Here is an 18,012-nt window from a genome sequence, read left to right on the forward strand (position 1 = left end):
TGGCGGGGTTTTTCTTCAACTTGTTTGCGATTACGCGCGAACGAAGTCGATGTGGGACAGCTTCGGCTTGAACGGGTGACGCTGTACAGCCTGAGCTTTAACTTTAACTTCTTTACCGTCAACAACGATGGTCAGAACTTCGCTGTAGAATTCAGCTTTAGCTTGCATGTTCATAACTGCATCGTGATCCAGTTCGATAGCAATCGGGGCTTCTGCGCCACCGTAGATGATTGCCGGGAACTTGTTAGCGGCACGCAGGCGGCGGCTCGCACCCTTACCCTGCTCTTTACGTACTTCAGCGTTGATAGTAAACATTTAAATCTCTCTTTAATAATTCCTGCTACAGGCGACCCAGCAACAGGTAAGTGATCTGCTTTGCGTATGCAAAAGCGGGCGAGATTCTATACTCAAACGGCTGGTACATCAATCAAAAGTACGATTAACCGCGTAATTCATGTGCCCGACGAAAGCGTCCTTCATAATCGAAGACCTTTTCACGGACCTGCCAGTACTGACCTTTCATGCGCGCCACCACGAAATCAGGATGCCGTAACAACGCCTGCTGATTGAGGATATCGGCGGCGGTTATCCAGCGTAAGGGTATACCGGGTGTTCGGGTGTGCGGGCGAATAAACAGTTGTTCGAAGGCCGTACGCTGCGCGGGAGTGTGCAGGCGAAAGCGTTCGCTGACGTCAGCGCCATCTTCATCGTAATAGGTGATTTTCAGCCATTCGCCTTTATCATCCTGCCCGTTTTGTAACACCATACCACTACAGCGCAGGACCAGCGCATCTTTGAGCCTGAGCGCGGCTTTCAGCATGTCATCCGGGTCAACCAGCACCGTGTCGCACTCCCGACAACGGCGGGCAGCAATGTCATTTTCCGCGTTGCACTGTGGACAGTTTTTAAAACGGAAACGAAAATCGCACTGTTCGCGATGGCCGTCATCATCTTCAAACCATCCCTGGCAGCGGCGGCCAAAATGTTCAATCAGCGTGCCGTCTGCCGTGGTTTTGCCCCAGAAGGTGTTTGCAAATCCGCAGGCAGGACAGAACACCTGTACCGGAACGTTGTCGCTTTTCCCTTTCGGTGCACCCACTTCCGGTGCGTACAGATCGTGCGGGTTGCCGGCATAATCGAGGATCAGACAGTCGGTTTTACCCGGTGCAAGGCGCAACCCACGACCGACAATTTGTTGGTAAAGGCTAACTGATTCCGTCGGGCGCAGAATGGCGATAAGGTCAACGTGCGGGGCATCGAAGCCGGTGGTCAGGACCGACACATTCACCAGATAGCGAAAGCGCTGGGCTTTGAACTCTTCAATCAGCACGTCGCGCTCAGCGCCTGGCGTATCCCCAGTGATTAGCGCGGCGTCGTCAGCGGGCAGCAAGCCCAGAATTTCTTTGGCGTGCTCAACGGTAGCGGCGAAAATCATCACCCCTTTGCGGGTTTGAGCAAACTCGATAATCTGGCTGATGATATGCGGCGTTATTCGCTGCTGCTTTTTCAGCTCCTGATTCAGATCCGCTTCGCTAAACAGGCCGTTACTTTGCGCCTGCAGGCGACTAAAGTCATACTGCACGACCGGCATGTCGAGGCGTTCTGGCGGCGTCAGATAGCCGTGTTTAATCATGTAGCGCAGCGGTAATTCATAAATGCAGTCGCGAAACAGCGCTTTTTCATCGCCGCGCACCATACCATGATAATGAAAATGATAAATCCAGCCCTTACCCAAACGAAAAGGTGTGGCAGTAAGCCCGAGCAGACGTAAGTGGGGATTTACTTTAGTCAGGTGAGTGAGGATTTGCTGATACTGACTCTCTTCATCATCGCCAATACGGTGGCATTCATCGACGATCAGCAGGGAGAATTCACCTTGAAAGGCCTCCAGATTACGCGCTACCGACTGTACGCTGCCAAAGACTACTTTCCCGTGGCTCTCTTTACGCTTCAGGCCTGCGGCAAAAATATCGGCTTCAAGCCCCAGCGCACAATATTTGGCATGGTTTTGTGCGACCAGTTCTTTGACGTGCGCCAGTACCAGTACGCGACCACGTGCCACGCGGGCCAGTTCAGCAATCACCAGACTTTTGCCCGCGCCGGTTGGCAGGACGATAACCGCCGGGGTGCGGTGGTGGCGAAAATGGTTGAGCGTGGCGTCCACGGCTTCTTTTTGGTACGGGCGAAGAGTAAAAATCATGAGCTCATTAAGGTAAACAGCAACAATGTATAGTATGCCATGAATCATTTCCCTTGAGGGATGGTGTAACACCGCTATACTGGGCGGATAATAGTCCCACTTTTCGGGCGTAAACCCGCTTCTCGTATTTTTACAGGCAAAAATCACACTCATGCGACTTGATAAATTTATCGCTCAGCAACTCGGCGTCAGCCGCGCTATTGCCGGGCGTGAGATCCGTGCTAACCGCGTTACCGTCGACGGTGAAATCGTTAAAAACAGTGCCTTTAAGCTGCTACCAGAACACGACGTCGAATATGACGGTAATTCCCTGGTTCAACAAAATGGCCCGCGCTATTTTATGCTGAATAAGCCTCAGGGTTATGTTTGCTCAACGGATGACCCGGATCATCCGACGGTGCTCTATTTCCTTGATGAACCGGTTGCCTACAAACTGCATGCGGCAGGGCGTCTGGATATCGACACCACCGGACTGGTACTGATGACCGATGACGGACAGTGGTCGCATCGTATCACCTCTCCTCGTCACCATTGTGAGAAAACCTATCTGGTGACGCTGGAGTCGCCAGTGGCAGACGATACCGCCGAGCAGTTTGCCCATGGCGTACAGTTGCATAATGAAAAAGACCTGACCAAACCGGCTGTTCTGGAGGTCATTACGCCAACTCAGGTGCGATTGACCATCAGCGAAGGGCGTTATCATCAGGTAAAACGTATGTTTGCCGCGGTGGGTAACCACGTTGTGGAACTGCACCGTGAACGAATTGGTGACATCAGGCTTGATGACGATCTGGAGCCGGGTGAATACCGTCCATTGACCGAAGAAGAAATCGCCAGCGTTAACTTAACCCCGCGTTAATTTCAGGAGCTAAATGTGACCACCCGGCAGAACTCGTCAATTGCCATAGTCTTTATCCTTGGCTTGTTAGCCATGCTGATGCCGTTGTCGATTGATATGTATCTTCCGGCGCTACCTGTTATCTCAGAACAGTTTGGTGTGCCTGCGGGTAGCGCGCAGATGACCCTCAGTACCTATATTCTGGGGTTTGCAGTGGGGCAGTTGCTCTATGGCCCAATGGCTGACAGCATTGGGCGCAAGCCGGTGATTCTGGGCGGAACGCTGGTGTTTGCGGCGGCGGCAGTGGCCTGCGCCCTGGCGCAAACTATTGATCAACTGATCGTGATGCGTTTCTTCCACGGTCTGGCTGCCGCGGCGGCGAGCGTGGTTATCAACGCCCTGATGCGCGATATCTATCCGAAGGAAGAGTTCTCACGCATGATGTCATTCGTCATGCTGGTCACGACAATTGCGCCTTTGTTGGCACCTATCGTGGGTGGTTGGGTGCTGGTATGGCTGAGCTGGCACTATATCTTTTGGATCCTCGCCATGGCGGCTGTTCTGGCGTCGGTGATGATCTTTACGCTGATCAAAGAGACCCTGCCTGTAGAGCGTCGCCAGCCGTTTCGCCTGCGTACCACTATTGGCAACTTTGCCTCGCTGTTTCGTCATAAACGAGTGCTGAGCTATATGCTGGCCAGCGGGTTCAGCTTTGCCGGGATGTTCTCGTTTCTGAGCGCCGGACCCTTTGTTTACATTGAGATCAACCACGTTTCACCGCAGCATTTCGGTTATTACTTCGCACTGAACATCGTATTCCTGTTCGTGATGACTATCATCAACAGTCGCTTTGTGCGTCGGGTTGGGGCATTGAATATGTTCCGTACCGGTCTGTGGATCCAGTTCGTGATGGCGGGATGGATGGTCTTTAGCGCACTGTTTGGGCTGGGGTTCTGGGCTCTGGTCGTTGGCGTTGCGGCGTTTGTTGGCTGTGTATCGATGGTGTCATCAAACGCCATGGCGGTTATTCTGGATGAATTTCCGCATATGGCGGGAACGGCGTCATCGCTGGCTGGGACATTCCGCTTCGGAATTGGCGCCATTGTCGGGGCCCTGTTGTCTCTGGCGACCTTTAACTCGGCCTGGCCAATGATATGGTCGATCGCATTTTGCGCTACCTGCTCAATTCTCTTCTATCTTTACGCCAGTCGCGCTCAAAAACGGTGATCTATTACACAACCTGGGGGCCATAAGGTCTCCAGAGTTGATGTACATCAACCGCAAATCTATCATTTCCCCCGCTTATGTTTATTTTATGTAAAATCAATTTATGTAAAAAGTCACATCATTGTAGTTAAAAAGGTTGAGTTAGATCGCAGAAACGAGTACATATAGCCCGGAAATATGCCAGAACCGTTGAATAAATTTAATTACTGGGTTCTGTAAGCAGCATAAGTACTGGATGTAAACGTTTACCAACTGTCTAAAGACGTATTGTCAATGATGTGTTAATATTGATGTAAAATAATTGTGAAGTGATTGTGCTTCCAGGGAAAGAAAGTGATGACATTACAACTCTCAATCGTTCATCGTCTGCCGCAGAGCTATCGTTGGTCGGTGGGTTTCGCAGGTTCGAAAGTTGAACCGATTCCGCAAAACGGTCAGAGTAATGAGAACAGCCTGGTGGCACTCAAATTGCTCAGTCCTGATGGTGACAGCGCGTGGTCAGTCATGCATAAGCTCAGCCAGGCCCTCAGTGATATCGAGGTCCCTTGTTCCGTACTGGAATGTGAAGGGGAGCCGTGCCTGTTTGTGAATCGTCAGGACGAATTTGCCGCGACCTGCAGACTGAAAAACTTCGGCGTGGCTATCGCAGAACCATTTTCAAACAACAATCCTTTTTGAGCGTCAGCTTAGCGCGAGCAGCTGACGCGTATAGGCCTGCTGTGGTGCGTTAAAGACGTGCTCGCATTGCCCTTGCTCCACGACCTCTCCCTGACGTAGCACAATAACCTGATGGCATAATGCGCGTACTACGTGCAAATCATGGCTGATAAAAATATAAGCCAGCCGATGCTTTTCCTGTAAGGATTTTAACAACGTCAGGATTTGCGCCTGTACGGTCCTGTCGAGCGACGATGTTGGTTCATCCAGAATGATCAGGGAAGGTTTGAGAATCAATGCTCTCGCAATAGCAATGCGTTGGCGTTGTCCGCCAGAAAACTCCGCAGGATAACGATGTCGCGTTTCGCTATCCAATCCCACTTCCGCCATTACCGCTTTCACCTGTGCCTCGCGTTGTTCGGCTGACAGGGTAGGCTGATGAACGCGCAACCCCTCCTCGATAATCTGTAGCACGCTCAGGCGTGGGTTCAGCGAGGAGTTGGGATCCTGAAATACCACCTGAATACGGTGACGGACCGGCAACAGCTGGCGTCGATTTAAGGTATGCAGTGCCAGACCATCGAACACAATGCTTCCCTGCGAGGTGATTAACCGCAGAAGCGCCAGTCCGGTAGTGCTTTTTCCGGAGCCTGACTCTCCAACCAGCCCCAGCGTTTCACCGGGCCGGAGGGAAAAACTGACGTCGTTAACGACGACGTTGTGGTCCACCACGCGTTTCAGGATACCTTTGCGGATAGGAAAGGCGACGCGGAGTTTTTCCACTTCCAGCAACGGAGCTTGCCCGACAGGCAAAGGTACCGGGTCGCCGGAAGGTTCGCTGTTTAACAATTTCTTCGTGTAGGGATGCGTTGGCGCAGTGAGCAACTGTGCTGCTCTATTTTGCTCAACGCACTGGCCGTTTTGCATGACCGCCACGGTATCGGCCAGTTTTTTCACAATACTCAGGTTGTGGGTGATGAACAGTAATCCCATGTTCAGCTCGCGCTGTAGTTCCCTCAGCAATTGCAGGATCTGTGCCTGAACGGAAACGTCCAGCGCGGTAGTCGGTTCATCAGCAATAAGCAGCTCAGGTCGTGTCAGCAGTGCCATGGCGATCATCACACGCTGGCGTTCACCGCCGGACAGTTGGTGTGGGTAATCTGCGAGACGTTTGGCTGCCTGACGGATGCCAACGCGATCCAGGCAGGTCAGGATTTCTGCCCGCGCCGCTTCCCGACGCATTCCCCTATGCAGCGACAGCACTTCATAAAGCTGTTTTTCCAGATTGTGGAGCGGGTTCAGTGACACCATCGGCTCCTGGAAAATCATGGCGATTTTATTCCCCCGTACGCCGCGAAGCGTCTGCTCGTTGGCGTGAAGTAATGATTCACCATGAAAACGGATGTCCCCGGAAGGGTAAACTACCGGAGGGGACGGTAACAACCGTAGGATAGAAAGCGCGGTCACGCTTTTCCCCGAGCCAGACTCGCCCACCAGCGCCAGCGTTTGTCCGGCATCAACCCGTAGTGAGAGGGCATTGACTACGGTGCGCACGGTCTCTTGTTGACGAAAACCTACCGATAAATTCTCAATGGCTAACAGAGGTTGTGTCATTTTAAATCGCCTTGTTGGGATCAAACGCATCGCGTACCGCTTCACCAATAAAGATCAGTAGTGATAGTAGCAGGGCAACGGAGATGAACGCGGTGATGCCAAGCCACGGTGCCTGCAGGTTGTTTTTACCCTGTAACAGGAGTTCTCCCAGTGATGGCGAGCCAAGCGGTAAACCGAACCCAAGAAAATCCAGTGAGGTCAGAGTAGTTATCGAAGCGCATAAAATAAACGGTAAAAAAGTCAGGGCCGCGACCATCGCGTTAGGCAGCATATGACGCAGAATAATACTGCGATCGCTTACGCCTAGCGCTTGAGCGGCTCGAATGTAATCAAAGTTTCGGGTACGTAAAAATTCCGCGCGCACCACGCCAACCAGACTCATCCAGCCAAACAATACGGTAATGCCCAACAGCCACCAGAAGTTAGGCTGGACCACGCTCGACAATAGGATGATGAGAAACAGCGTTGGCATTCCTGACCAAACTTCAATGAATCGTTGCCCCCACAGGTCCACCTTGCCGCCATAATAGCCCTGAATTGCGCCAGCCATAATGCCCATCACGCTCGAACAGAGAGTGAGCATTAGACCAAACAAGACAGATATACGTGTGCCGTAGAGGATGCGCGCCAGTACATCACCGCCGTTGGCGTCTGTTCCCAGCCAGTTTTGTGCGGAAGGTGGGGAAGGGAAGGGCTTATCGGTGGCAAAGTTAATGCTGGTGGCCCCAAAGCGTATTGGTGCCCACAGGATCCAGCCCTGGTTTTCCAGGCGCTGTTGTAGCCATGGGTCCTGATAATCAGCCTGAGTCGCCAGCGGTCCGCCGAAGTCGCTTTCACTGTAGTTTTTGAACAGGGGGAAATACCAGCTATTGTCGTAGCGCACCAGTAGCGGCTTATCATTGGCAATCAGTTCTGAACACAGGCTAAGACCGAACAGCACCAGAAAAATCCACAGCGACCAGTAGCCGCGACGGTTGTGGCGAAAGCGCGCCCAGCGGGCCTGATTGACGGGGCTTAATCGCGACATTAGCGTCCCTCAAAATCAATACGAGGATCGACCAGCGTATAGCTGATGTCGCTGAGGATATTCAGCAGCAGACCGATCAGGGTGAAGATATAAAGCGTACCAAACATTACCGGATAGTCGCGTGATACGGTGGATTCATAACCCAGCAATCCCAGGCCGTTAAGCGAAAACATCACTTCAATCAGCAGTGAGCCGGTAAAAAACATGCTGATAAACGTTGCCGGGAAGCCGGCGATCACCAGCAACATGGCATTGCGAAACACATGTTTCCACAGAATATTTTTCTCGCTGACCCCTTTAGCGCGTGCGGTGACGACATATTGTTTGCGCACCTCATCCAGAAATGAGTTCTTGGTCAGCATAGTCAGCGCGGCAAACCCACCAACCACCGTCGCCAGCACCGGCAGGGTAATATGCCAAAGGTAGTCGGTTACTTTCTGATACCAGGGCAGGGAGTCAAAATTGGCGGAAACCAGCCCGCGAAGCGGGAACAGGTCGTAGTAGCTTCCTCCGGCAAAAAAGACGATCAGCAAAATGGCAAACAGAAAGGCCGGTATGGCATAGCCGATAATAATAAATGCGCTGCTCCAGACATCAAACCGGCTGCCGTTATGCACCGCTTTGCGGATCCCAAGCGGTATCGACACCAGATAGATGATGAGCGTACTCCACAGCCCCAGCGTGACGGAAACAGGCAGGCTGTCTTTGATAAGCGTCAGCACCGAGGCGCTACGAAACAGGCTGTCACCGAAATCGAAACGAATGTAATCCCAGAGCATTTTGAAGTAACGCTCATGAATGGGCTTATCGAACCCATAGCGGCGAGTGATTTCGGCGATCACTTCCGGGTCCAGACCCCGTCCGCCTCGATAATTACTGTCGCTGATGTTACCAACGCCGGTTTGCGCGTGGCTGGCGCGAACGCCTTCGCTACCCGCGCCGGGTAATGCCCCGCTTTGCCCGAACTCAATGGCGGCGACGGCCTGTTCAACCGGTCCGCCTGGGGCTATTTGCACGATAAAAAAGTTGATGGTGATGATGGCCCAAAGCGTTGGGATCACCAGCAGTAGACGTCGAATCAGATACGCGCCCATTTATTCTCCCTGTCGTCTGGCTGCGGGCAGTTTCGCCGCTTTGTTGACGTCATACCACCAGTTGTCGAGGCCAATGGTGTAAATTGGGCGAATAGCAGGATGTGAAAATTTATCCCACCATGCAATGCGATCCTCTGCCATAAACCACATCGGCAACATGTAGTAGTTCCAGGTTAATACCCTGTCCAGTGCCCGGCCCAGTGGGATCAATTTGGCTTTATCACCTTGTGCCGCGATGATTTGGTCGATCAGTTTATCAATCACCGGGCTTTGTACGCCGGGGGCGTTGTAGCTGGAATCAATATATTGAGAGGCCCACAGAATTTGCAGGTCCGAACTCGGCCACGGCATCGCGCGATACAACCTCGGCATCATGTCATAGTCGCGACTGCGCAGGCGGTTCGTGATTTGTGAGTTATCCACCTGGCGGATATTCATGGTAATACCTAAGCGCTGCAGGTTGTGCTGGAACGGCAGCACCCATTGACTGTTGCTGCCCGCCGGGAGCAACAGTTCAAAGCTCAGAGGTTTACCGCTGGCGCTATTTACGCGCTGCTGACCCTTTAGTACCCACCCGGCCTGCTCCAGTAAGGTATCGGCTTTCAACAGGTTGTCGCGATCGTAGCCATCGCCTTTTGATTTTGGCGGCTGATAGATTTGGCTAAAGACCTCAGAGGGGAGATCTTTTTTCAAGGGCGCGAGTATCACCAGTTCATCTGCGTCGGGGTATTTTGTCGCGGCATATTCGGTATTCTGAAAATAGCTGTTGGTCCGGCTCCAGGCATTATAGAACAGCGCTTTATTCATCCATTCAAAATCAAAGGCCAGCGTGATGGCTTCCCGCACCCGTCGGTCGTTGAATACCGGGCGCTGAATATTAAATGCCAGCCAGCGGGTATCCTGCGCGGATTCGTTCTTTTGTTCATCTTTGATGATGTAGTGATTCGCGAAATTTTTCCCGGTATAGCGCGTCGCCCAGTTTTTGGCATCATTTTCAAGACGCAGATCAAACGCACCGGCCTTAAACGCTTCAAAGGCGACGTTATCATCCAGATAGTAGTCGTAGCGGATGGTATCAAAGTTCCAGCGTCCACGATTGACGGGCAGATTAGCGGCCCAATAATCTTTGACGCGCGAATAGACAATATACTGGCCCATCTTCCATTTCGTAATACGATAAGGGCCGCTGGCGAGCGGTGGCGATGATAAGGGATCGCTGAGCTTATGATCTTTCCAGTACTTCTCTGGCATCACAGGTAACGAAAACAGGCTGAGCATGTCCTCTTTACCCGGTTTGGCTAATTCAATGCGTACGGTTAATGGCGCGATGGCTTTTACCGTTGTTCCCTTGTAGACCAGACGAAACTGCGGCACGCCTTCAGTCATAAATTTGTGGAAGGTGAATGCGACGTCGCGGGCGGTAATGGGTGAGCCATCATGAAAACGCGCTCGTGGATTAATGGCAATTTCTACCCAGGAATAGTCGTCAGCATAGCGCGCGCTGTCGGCAATGAGCGGGTAATAGCTACCAGGTTCATCGTCAGAGGTCGTAAACAGCGTATCGTAAAGCGTTTCGGTACGTGCGCCGGGGTTACCGCGCATCGCATAGCGGTTAAAGTTGTCAAATGTGCCAATGGCGGACAGGGTGATTTGACCCCCTTTAGGGGCTGCGGGATTCACATAATCGAAGTGATTAAAGTTAAATGCGTACTTTGGTTCACCCAGTACGGCAAAAGCATAGCTTTCTTTGATGGATTGCGCCTGGGCGCTAAACCCGATGAGGGTAATAAACAGAAGCAGTACGCGAGGGATCATATAAAAGCGATTTCCTTTTCCTGCCACAACCCGACGGGCATCATGCCTGAAAGATAAGGGATGTAGCGGCGAGTGAGAGTATATGAATCGCATACTGCGATCACCACGTCTGCTTATTGGGCTGCGCCATCCAACGCACAAAATCAGCAAGCTGTAATGGTCGGCTAATCCAGTATCCCTGGAAAAAATGCACCCCACGATCGCGCAGCCAACGGGCTTGTTCAGGAGTTTCTACCCCTTCCGCAACCGTCAGCATATTAAGACGTTTAGAAAGTGTCAACACGGCGTCCAGAACCGGAGAGGTCAGGGTTTCTGTTCCAATGGCGTTAATAAACCCACGATCGATTTTCAGGTAGTCAACGGTAAAGCGTTCCAGATAAATAAGCGCGCTATGGCCGGTGCCAAAATCATCAATCGCAATTTCAAAACCTGCGGAATGCAGCCATTCAAATAGCTTTGTGGCCTCGTGCTGATTGAGCATATCTCGTTCAGTGATTTCCAGCACTATCTGAAAATAGTTTGCGGGAAGTGAAGCGTGCAGGTGCCGGATGTCGTCTTTAAATGTCTCGCCATGCAGATGCGATGGCGCGATATTGATCCCCAATTTTGCGCCAGCGGGTAACACTTTTTGTAGTGTCGGGGCGTCCTGGGCGATCAACTTAAAGAGATGCTGAGTCAGCGGGACGATCATTTTCTGTGATTCAGCGTAATGAATAAAGGCATCCGGTGGGATCTCGCCTGTTGTTGGGTGATTCCAACGTAACAGGACCTCGACGCCTTTCACCTCCAGCGTTTGCATCTCTACTACGGGCTGATATACCACATAAAACTGGTTATGTTTGATGGCGTTGAGGATATCTTTGCCTGGGCGTAAACGGATGCTGTAGATGTAGTACCAGAGAAGAAGAGCGACAATAATACCAGCCATGCATCCCAACATAATAGAATACCAGACGTCGGTATAGTTCCACTCTTCTGCGTATAAGCGAATTTTAAGCGGGATCCCTTCAAGGGTTGCCTGCCGCCAGGGGGTATGAGGAAGAGCGGAGACATCGATGATTTGCGATGAGAATGTCGAAATTGCAGTATTACCAACGATAATAGCAATACCGTCAAAATCATCCTGCCGGGCGGTATAGAGTAGGTAAGGCGCCAGATTAATATTCAATGAGGTAAATACGCCGCTATCGTTGAACGACGCGTTTCGGTGCCAAATCATGATCGCTGGCTTATCCGGCATCATGGGCGTGCCGGGAAGTAATTCCACATCAATATTTCTGCTGATATCGAGGTTTGGTATCAAATCCAAAATCGGAGTGAACATGGAACCTGTCGCGGAAGAGCAGAAAGCGATGCCGTCTTTTACCAGCAAGAAAGCGCGAACGTTCAGGCTAAAGGCTGCACTGGAGGTCAGCTTAGCGCCGACTTGTTGGCAACTGTTGGCAACCAGCGGCTGAAGGGCATCGGTGGTGGTTTTGAGGTCGGTGAAGTAGCTGCTGACGTAATTCTGGATATCGGCAAGGAGCGTGTCGTACTTAACTTCTCGTTTATGCCAGGTGACGAAAAACTGCAGGGTACTCACGAGTATTGCGACGATAAGCCCCGTTAACATACAGGAAAGCAGGATTTTCCGACCGGATGAAGAAGAGCGTCTGAACATAGATCCTTATTTTACCTGGTTTAACCGCTTACTCTGTATGAATATAACCTGAAATGACTCATGTTGTGAGATTTTTCTTAGTCGCAGGGGGAAACAAAAAAGCACCGCCGAAGCAGTGCTTTTGGAATGTCTCATCAGGATAGCCAAGGGATAGCTGCCAAACGAAACTAACTGCGGCTCAGAACCCGGCGAGCTTCGTTGTAACGTTTTTTCCAGTAAGGCTCGTTCATGCTGGAAATGATAACGCCACTGCTGGTCGAGGCATGTACAAACTGGTTGTTACCGATATAAATACCGACGTGACGGCCAGTAGAACCAGCACGGAACAGAACCAGATCGCCTGTGCGCAGATTAGTGCGCGAAACGGATTTTCCCGTTTCCTGTTGTTCATAGGTTGAGCGCGGAAGCTCTAAACCAAATTGCTCGCGGAATGTACGCTGCACGAAGCTTGAGCAATCAATACCTTTTTTGGTGCTGCCGCCAAGGCGGTAACGCACGCCTTTCCAGTCAGCATACTGGTCCATAATACGTGATTTAACATCGATATTACGTACCATATTTTCAAATTCATCCTGAGAGGCTTGCAGTGAAGAGTTATCTCCATTGCCCACAGCATGCGTCTCAGAATGCATATTCTTGGCGGTGTTCGTTGTGCTACATGCAGAAAGCAGAACCGCAACTGCTATCGCGGGTATGCCCCGCAAGATATATCTCAAAATCGGTTGAGATTTGACCATTTTGTTTGTTTTCCCTTGAAGTCCTTAACGATAAATATCGTTATAAAAAATGCCAAACGTGACGAGACTAATTACCATCGCACGATGAGACAATTCCTTAAGGTCAAATCTGTGGCAGAACGCACAAATTTATTCTGAAAGGGAATAATTATCCCGCGAGGCAAAACGAGTTCGAGATTACCCGATCGTTCCGGTCAATGCGAGTGATTTTACGTGATTTCTTATAAGAAAAATTGATACAGAAAGTGAATAAACGGCATTGTCTAAATTAAGAACAATCAGGGTAAAAAATACGCAACCTACTCATTTTAAACATGAATAAGATGACAGGAGAATGACAATCAGAATGATGAAATATTGCCCGGCATCATCAGGGAATCAGAAGTATCCCTGATGATGTTAATTACTCTGCGTTATTTGTTTAAAAATTGTTTGTTTTTGCCGGGTAGATAATTCACGAACAGAGTGACTAATCGGTCGCTTAATGGCGTCATTAGCCACCAGGGAAGGCCAATCAAGACCACCGTCATGGAACCAACCACGATATCGGTGAGCCAATGAGCGCCAATCATTACGCGCGGGAAGGCAAAAACCACAGCAATAATAAGGCCGATTATTCCTGCGACTTTTCCGAAATAACGCAGCATAAATGCGGAAAAAATAAGCAGCATCATGCCGTGATCGCCAGGAAAACTGTCTTTCGACGCATCTTTGGTCGGAATATGCAGCAGTTCGCTGACGCGATAAATATTATCCAGCATAAGCGTGGGGCTGGCGCGTTTAACGGGAATAAGCGCCTGGCCCAGCTGATTTAATACCACTGCGGTGAGCAGCATAACCAAACCAATTGCCACAATGCGTCGGCGACCTTCCGACGTCTCTTTGAGCCAAAAGTGCAGCATCAATGCGCCCATAGCCAGCAATGAGCAGCCATCAAATGCCCGATTATTGGTGATAGCAACAACCCATAAGAACAGCGGGCTTTCCACCAGTTTATGATTAAAGAAGCGGAAAACGCCCGTATCGAGTGAAGACCAGAACCCATGCCCGGCTGGAATATACCAGGACAGAAACAGTGCCAGACCAGCAATATTAAGCAGGAGGATTAAAGGGTATCGGGTTTTCATCGTCGTTTACCATTGCTAAAAACGAAGGCAACCTTACGCGCTAGCGTCTAAACGAAGTCTCAACAACGCGCTCTGTAACGCATTCCAGTCGGTCTCGGTATTGGCGATGAGTTCAATACGGCTATCCGGTGGCGCGACGTTTTGCGTCTCTATATGCCAGTCGTCTCCCTGGCGGTTAATGCGTACCAGTCCTTCTTTAATACGCATTACCCCCTTCACGCGTCCAACAGGAGCAAGACGCGACCATTCCAGCAGACCGATGGTATCGAACACTGTATCGGCGTCAAAAATCCAACCGCAGGCCTGATGGCCCTGACCGCTGTTCAGGCTACGACGCCAACGCTGCTGTGCGGGTAAGCTCAACGCTGCCAACCCCTTTTTGTTGGCATGGCTATGGGCGTGCTCCGCGCTTGCAGGAAGCTCCGCCAGGTTTAGTCGGGGCAAATCCAGTAGCTGTCCGTCAATTTGCCCATGGTCGGCATGAACTAACTGGCGATTACCACCGTAGTGTTGCCACCAGCTTTGTAGGGCGTTTTCGCTTTCCGTCGTGGCACGGTCGGTTTTGTTGGCAACAATGATATCAGCGGCGGCCAGCTGATCGCGGAAATTGTCATTGGCGACGCTTTTCTCATCCAGTAACAGGCGAGGATCAAGGATACAGAGGGTTGCGCGCAGATCGATCCACGGCTCATAAACCGGTGCGGTGAGTAAATCCAGAATCTGTTTGGGATGCCCGAGGCCGGTGGGTTCAATCAGCAGGCGCTCGGGTTTTCCCTGACGCAGCAGCGTATTGAGGCCAACCTGCATTGGCAGACCGTTAACACAGCACATACAGCCGCCGGGGATCTCTTTTAGCAGCGCACCGCTGTCGGCCAGCAACGCGCCATCAATGCCAACTTCACCAAACTCATTAACCAGCACGGCCCACTTCTCAGCAGGATCTTTGTTTGCCAATAAATGAAGAATAGAGGTGGTTTTGCCACTGCCGAGAAAACCGGTGATGAGATTGGTTTTAGTCACATTTACTCCAGAATCATAAATTACCGTAATGGCATTTAACAATCCTGGCGAAAAACGGGGAAAAAGAGAAGGGGTGAGAGGACGAAGAGGCGCTTCGTCCTGCTTAATGGCAGAAATCGTTAACTTTTTAACGTCTCAATGACAGCCTGATGCGCACCGTATTGGGCAATGCGTTGCCAGGCCTGCTGAATGGCCGCGACAAACTGCGGATTCTGTACGAGATCGGTGGCGAAAATCTCGCGCAGCGAAAGCAGGGCGTTGACGCGTTCTGACTCTGTGCTCTGTTTAACCAGAGCGGCAATTTTTTCACTCAACGGGTCACGAACATCAATAGCGGTGCCTGAATCATCCACGCCGCTCACATAACGCATCCAGCCCGCGACGCCGAGCGCCAGCAGTGGCCACTCGCTTTGGCGGGCTAAATGTACGCGGATCCCTTCCAACATGCGCTGGGGTAATTTCTGGCTACCGTCCATCGCGATTTGCCAGGTTTTATGTTTCAACGCTGGGTTGGCAAAACGCTCCAACAGGCTTAGGGCATACTGGTCTAAATCAACATCGGTAATTTGCAGCGTAGGTGCCTGTTCGTTGAGCATCAGGCGGTAAGCGGCTTCACGAAATGCGCTGTCCTGCATACAGTCGCTGATGTGCTGGAACCCGGCCAGATAGCCGAGATAAGCGAGAAACGAATGACTGCCGTTCAGCATCCGCAGTTTCATTTGTTCCCACGGCAACACATTTTCGACCATCTGGACGCCCGCCGTTTCCCATTGTGGGCGGCCACACACAAAATTATCTTCAATCACCCACTGGATAAACGGTTCGCAGCTGATTGCGCAAGGATCAGCAACCCCCAGCTCGCGGGCAATTTCGGCCAGTGACTCTTCAGTGGCGGCAGGGACAATGCGGTCGACCATGGTGCCTGGGAAACTGACATGCTCCTGAATCCAGGTTGCCAGTTCTGGTGAACGTTTCTCCGCCATTCCAAGGACGGCGTTTTTTACCACATGACCATTGTCCGGGATGTTATCGCAAGAGAGGACGGTAAACGGCTGTAGCCCGCGTTCACGTCGGCGATGTAGGGCTTCAACAATAATTCCGGGGGCAGAGTGCGGTTCAGTCGGTGTTTGCAGATCGTGAGCAATACGTGGATTACTGAGGTCTAACGAGCCTGTCGCTGGATCGATGCAGTAGCCTTTTTCTGTGATGGTTAGCGAGACAATAGCCACCTGAGGTTCGCAGAATTTTTCGATAATGGCCGCCAGCGAATCCAGCCTGGCGTTGAGACATTCGTTGACGGCGCCGATAACAATTGGTTGGTTACCGTTGGCCCCTTTTTCCAGCACGGTAAATAAATGATCCTGTTCGCGTAGTTGGCTCATCAGTCGATCGCCGCTGAACAGACTGATCTCACAAATACCCCAGTCTCCACCCTGCGCATTCAGCACCCTGTCGGTTAGTAACGCCTGATGGGCGCGGTGAAAAGCACCGAAACCAAAATGCACAATCCGCGTTTTTAATTGCTGGCGGTCGTATTGCGGCATCATGACATTTTCCGCCAGTGGCGCTGAGGCAATAGTTTTCATTTAATACACCTGATTAACCATAAATTAACAATGGTAGTATAAAGTTATATGACAACAAATTGAATTGGTGTGCCTCATTTATCCGGGGAATGTGAGCTTGATCAACCAATAATCGGCAATGTGTTGATCAGTTGACGGATACCTGTATGGTAGTCGTCATTAAGATGATTTAATTTGGTATAACAACTTGTGAGGTGAAACAATGGAACAAACCTGGCGTTGGTACGGACCTAACGATCCGGTATCGCTTGATGATGTGCGTCAGGCTGGCGCAACGGGTGTTGTGACCGCCTTGCACCATATTCCAAACGGTGAAGTGTGGCCGGTAGAAGAAATTCAGCAGCGTCAGGCCATTCTGGCTGAAAAAGGGCTGACCTGGTCGGTAGTGGAAAGTATCCCTGTCCACGAAGATATCAAAACGCGTTCAGGTCAATATCAAACGTGGATTGCCAACTATCAGCAGAGTATCCGTAATCTGGCGACCTGTGGTATCGATACGGTGTGCTATAACTTCATGCCGATCCTCGACTGGACGCGTACCGACCTCGAATATCAACTGCCGGATGGTTCCAAAGCGCTGCGTTTTGACCAGATTGCTTTTGCGGCCTTTGAACTTCACATTCTGCAACGCCCGGGAGCTGAAGCGGATTATACCGCCGAAGAACAACGCCAGGCGATGGACTACTTCAATGCCATGAGTGATGCAGAAATTGAAAAACTGACCCGCAATATCATTGCTGGCCTGCCTGGTGCAGAAGAGGGCTATACGCTGGATCAGTTCCGTGCGCGTCTCGCTGAATACGACGGCATCAGCAAGGACGATCTGCGCGATAATATGGCGGTATTCCTGCGGGCGATTGTGCCAGTGGCAGAAGAAGTCGGCGTGCGTCTGGCCGTGCATCCTGACGATCCGCCGCGCCCGATCCTTGGCCTGCCGCGTATCGTTTCGACTATCGAAGATATGCAGTGGCTGAAAGAAACGGTCGACAGCATAAATAACGGTTTCACCATGTGCACCGGTTCTTACGGCGTGCGCGCTGATAACGATCTGGTGAAAATGATCGAAACCTTTGGCGATCGTATCCACTTCACGCACCTGCGCTCAACCTGTCGTGAAGATAACCCGAAAACCTTCCACGAAGGTGCGCACCTGCAGGGCGATGTGGATATGGTATCGGTGGTGGCTGCCATTTTGAGCGAAGAGCAGCGGCGTAAAAAGGCGGGCGACCTGCGTCCTATCCCGATGCGTCCGGATCATGGACACCAGATGCTTGACGATCTGCACAAGAAAACCAACCCGGGCTACTCTGCGATTGGCCGCCTGAAAGGCCTGGCAGAAGTCCGTGGCGTTGAGCTGGCGCTGAAACAAACGCAGTTCCGCGATCTGCTGTAAGTCTAACAACAGGGATT

At 51.3% G+C, this 18,012-nt stretch carries 15 protein-coding genes; 4 read left to right on the forward strand and 11 right to left on the reverse strand.

The window, feature by feature from the left end; translation table 11 throughout:
* Nucleotides 1-30: 30 nt before the first annotated feature.
* Complete coding sequence (gene rplY / locus OGY67_RS01525; protein WP_003027502.1) at nt 31-315, reverse strand: 50S ribosomal protein L25; 285 nt, start codon at nt 313-315, stop codon at nt 31-33.
* A 124-nt stretch (nt 316-439) separates the two neighbouring features.
* A complete protein-coding gene (radD, locus tag OGY67_RS01530) occupies nt 440-2,200 on the reverse strand; it encodes a DNA repair helicase RadD (protein ID WP_258735463.1) in 1,761 nt (586 codons plus the stop codon).
* 151 nt (nt 2,201-2,351) lie between these two features.
* On the opposite strand from radD, the gene rsuA reads away from it, so the two are divergent.
* The 3 genes from rsuA to OGY67_RS01545 all read left to right on the forward strand — a co-directional run bounded on the left by rsuA (nt 2,352) and on the right by OGY67_RS01545 (nt 4,943).
* The gene (gene rsuA / locus OGY67_RS01535) at nt 2,352-3,059 is read left to right on the forward strand and encodes a 16S rRNA pseudouridine(516) synthase RsuA (RefSeq protein ID WP_008785291.1); all 708 of its coding nucleotides are present in this window, start codon (nt 2,352-2,354) and stop codon (nt 3,057-3,059) included.
* A gap of 15 nt (nt 3,060-3,074) precedes the next feature.
* On the forward strand, nt 3,075-4,265 hold the full coding sequence (locus OGY67_RS01540) for a Bcr/CflA family multidrug efflux MFS transporter (protein WP_003834584.1): 1,191 nt from the start codon (nt 3,075-3,077) through the stop codon (nt 4,263-4,265).
* Between the two features lie 333 nt (nt 4,266-4,598).
* Nucleotides 4,599-4,943, forward strand: a complete 345-nt coding sequence (locus OGY67_RS01545; RefSeq protein ID WP_085951589.1) for a YejG family protein — start codon at nt 4,599-4,601, stop codon at nt 4,941-4,943.
* A gap of 3 nt (nt 4,944-4,946) precedes the next feature.
* Here the strand turns inward: OGY67_RS01545 and yejF are convergent, their stop codons facing one another.
* From yejF to OGY67_RS01590, 9 genes are all read right to left on the reverse strand, one after another.
* Complete coding sequence (gene yejF / locus OGY67_RS01550) at nt 4,947-6,536, reverse strand: microcin C ABC transporter ATP-binding protein YejF (RefSeq protein WP_032944026.1); 1,590 nt, start codon at nt 6,534-6,536, stop codon at nt 4,947-4,949.
* 1 nt (nt 6,537) lies between these two features.
* Nucleotides 6,538-7,563, reverse strand: a complete 1,026-nt coding sequence (locus tag OGY67_RS01555; RefSeq protein WP_003834577.1) for an ABC transporter permease — start codon at nt 7,561-7,563, stop codon at nt 6,538-6,540.
* Nucleotides 7,563-8,657 (reverse strand): microcin C ABC transporter permease YejB, encoded by a 1,095-nt coding sequence (locus OGY67_RS01560; protein WP_003834575.1) that lies wholly within the window; start codon nt 8,655-8,657, stop codon nt 7,563-7,565. The genes OGY67_RS01555 and OGY67_RS01560 overlap by 1 nt, the downstream gene beginning before the upstream one ends.
* Complete coding sequence (locus OGY67_RS01565) at nt 8,658-10,472, reverse strand: extracellular solute-binding protein (RefSeq protein WP_286573187.1); 1,815 nt, start codon at nt 10,470-10,472, stop codon at nt 8,658-8,660.
* A 100-nt stretch (nt 10,473-10,572) separates the two neighbouring features.
* Nucleotides 10,573-12,132 (reverse strand): cyclic di-GMP phosphodiesterase, encoded by a 1,560-nt coding sequence (locus tag OGY67_RS01570; protein ID WP_286573189.1) that lies wholly within the window; start codon nt 12,130-12,132, stop codon nt 10,573-10,575.
* Between the two features lie 167 nt (nt 12,133-12,299).
* Nucleotides 12,300-12,869 carry a bifunctional murein DD-endopeptidase/murein LD-carboxypeptidase gene (gene mepS / locus OGY67_RS01575; protein ID WP_003834567.1) on the reverse strand — a complete coding sequence of 190 codons (570 nt, stop codon included), beginning with the start codon at nt 12,867-12,869 and terminating at the stop codon, nt 12,300-12,302.
* A 413-nt stretch (nt 12,870-13,282) separates the two neighbouring features.
* On the reverse strand, nt 13,283-13,996 hold the full coding sequence (locus OGY67_RS01580; protein ID WP_032944023.1) for a phosphatase PAP2 family protein: 714 nt from the start codon (nt 13,994-13,996) through the stop codon (nt 13,283-13,285).
* Between the two features lie 33 nt (nt 13,997-14,029).
* Entirely contained in the window at nt 14,030-15,016 is a 987-nt protein-coding gene (locus OGY67_RS01585; protein ID WP_286573191.1) for a CobW family GTP-binding protein, read from the reverse strand.
* 119 nt (nt 15,017-15,135) lie between these two features.
* Nucleotides 15,136-16,602 (reverse strand): mannitol dehydrogenase family protein, encoded by a 1,467-nt coding sequence (locus tag OGY67_RS01590; protein ID WP_008785284.1) that lies wholly within the window; start codon nt 16,600-16,602, stop codon nt 15,136-15,138.
* Between the two features lie 202 nt (nt 16,603-16,804).
* On the opposite strand from OGY67_RS01590, the gene uxuA reads away from it, so the two are divergent.
* Entirely contained in the window at nt 16,805-17,995 is a 1,191-nt protein-coding gene (gene uxuA, locus OGY67_RS01595; protein WP_032944021.1) for a mannonate dehydratase, read from the forward strand.
* Nucleotides 17,996-18,012 lie beyond the last annotated feature (17 nt).

The sequence above is a fragment of the Citrobacter sp. Cpo015 genome, assembly GCF_030333035.1.
Taxonomy (GTDB): domain Bacteria; phylum Pseudomonadota; class Gammaproteobacteria; order Enterobacterales; family Enterobacteriaceae; genus Citrobacter; species Citrobacter portucalensis.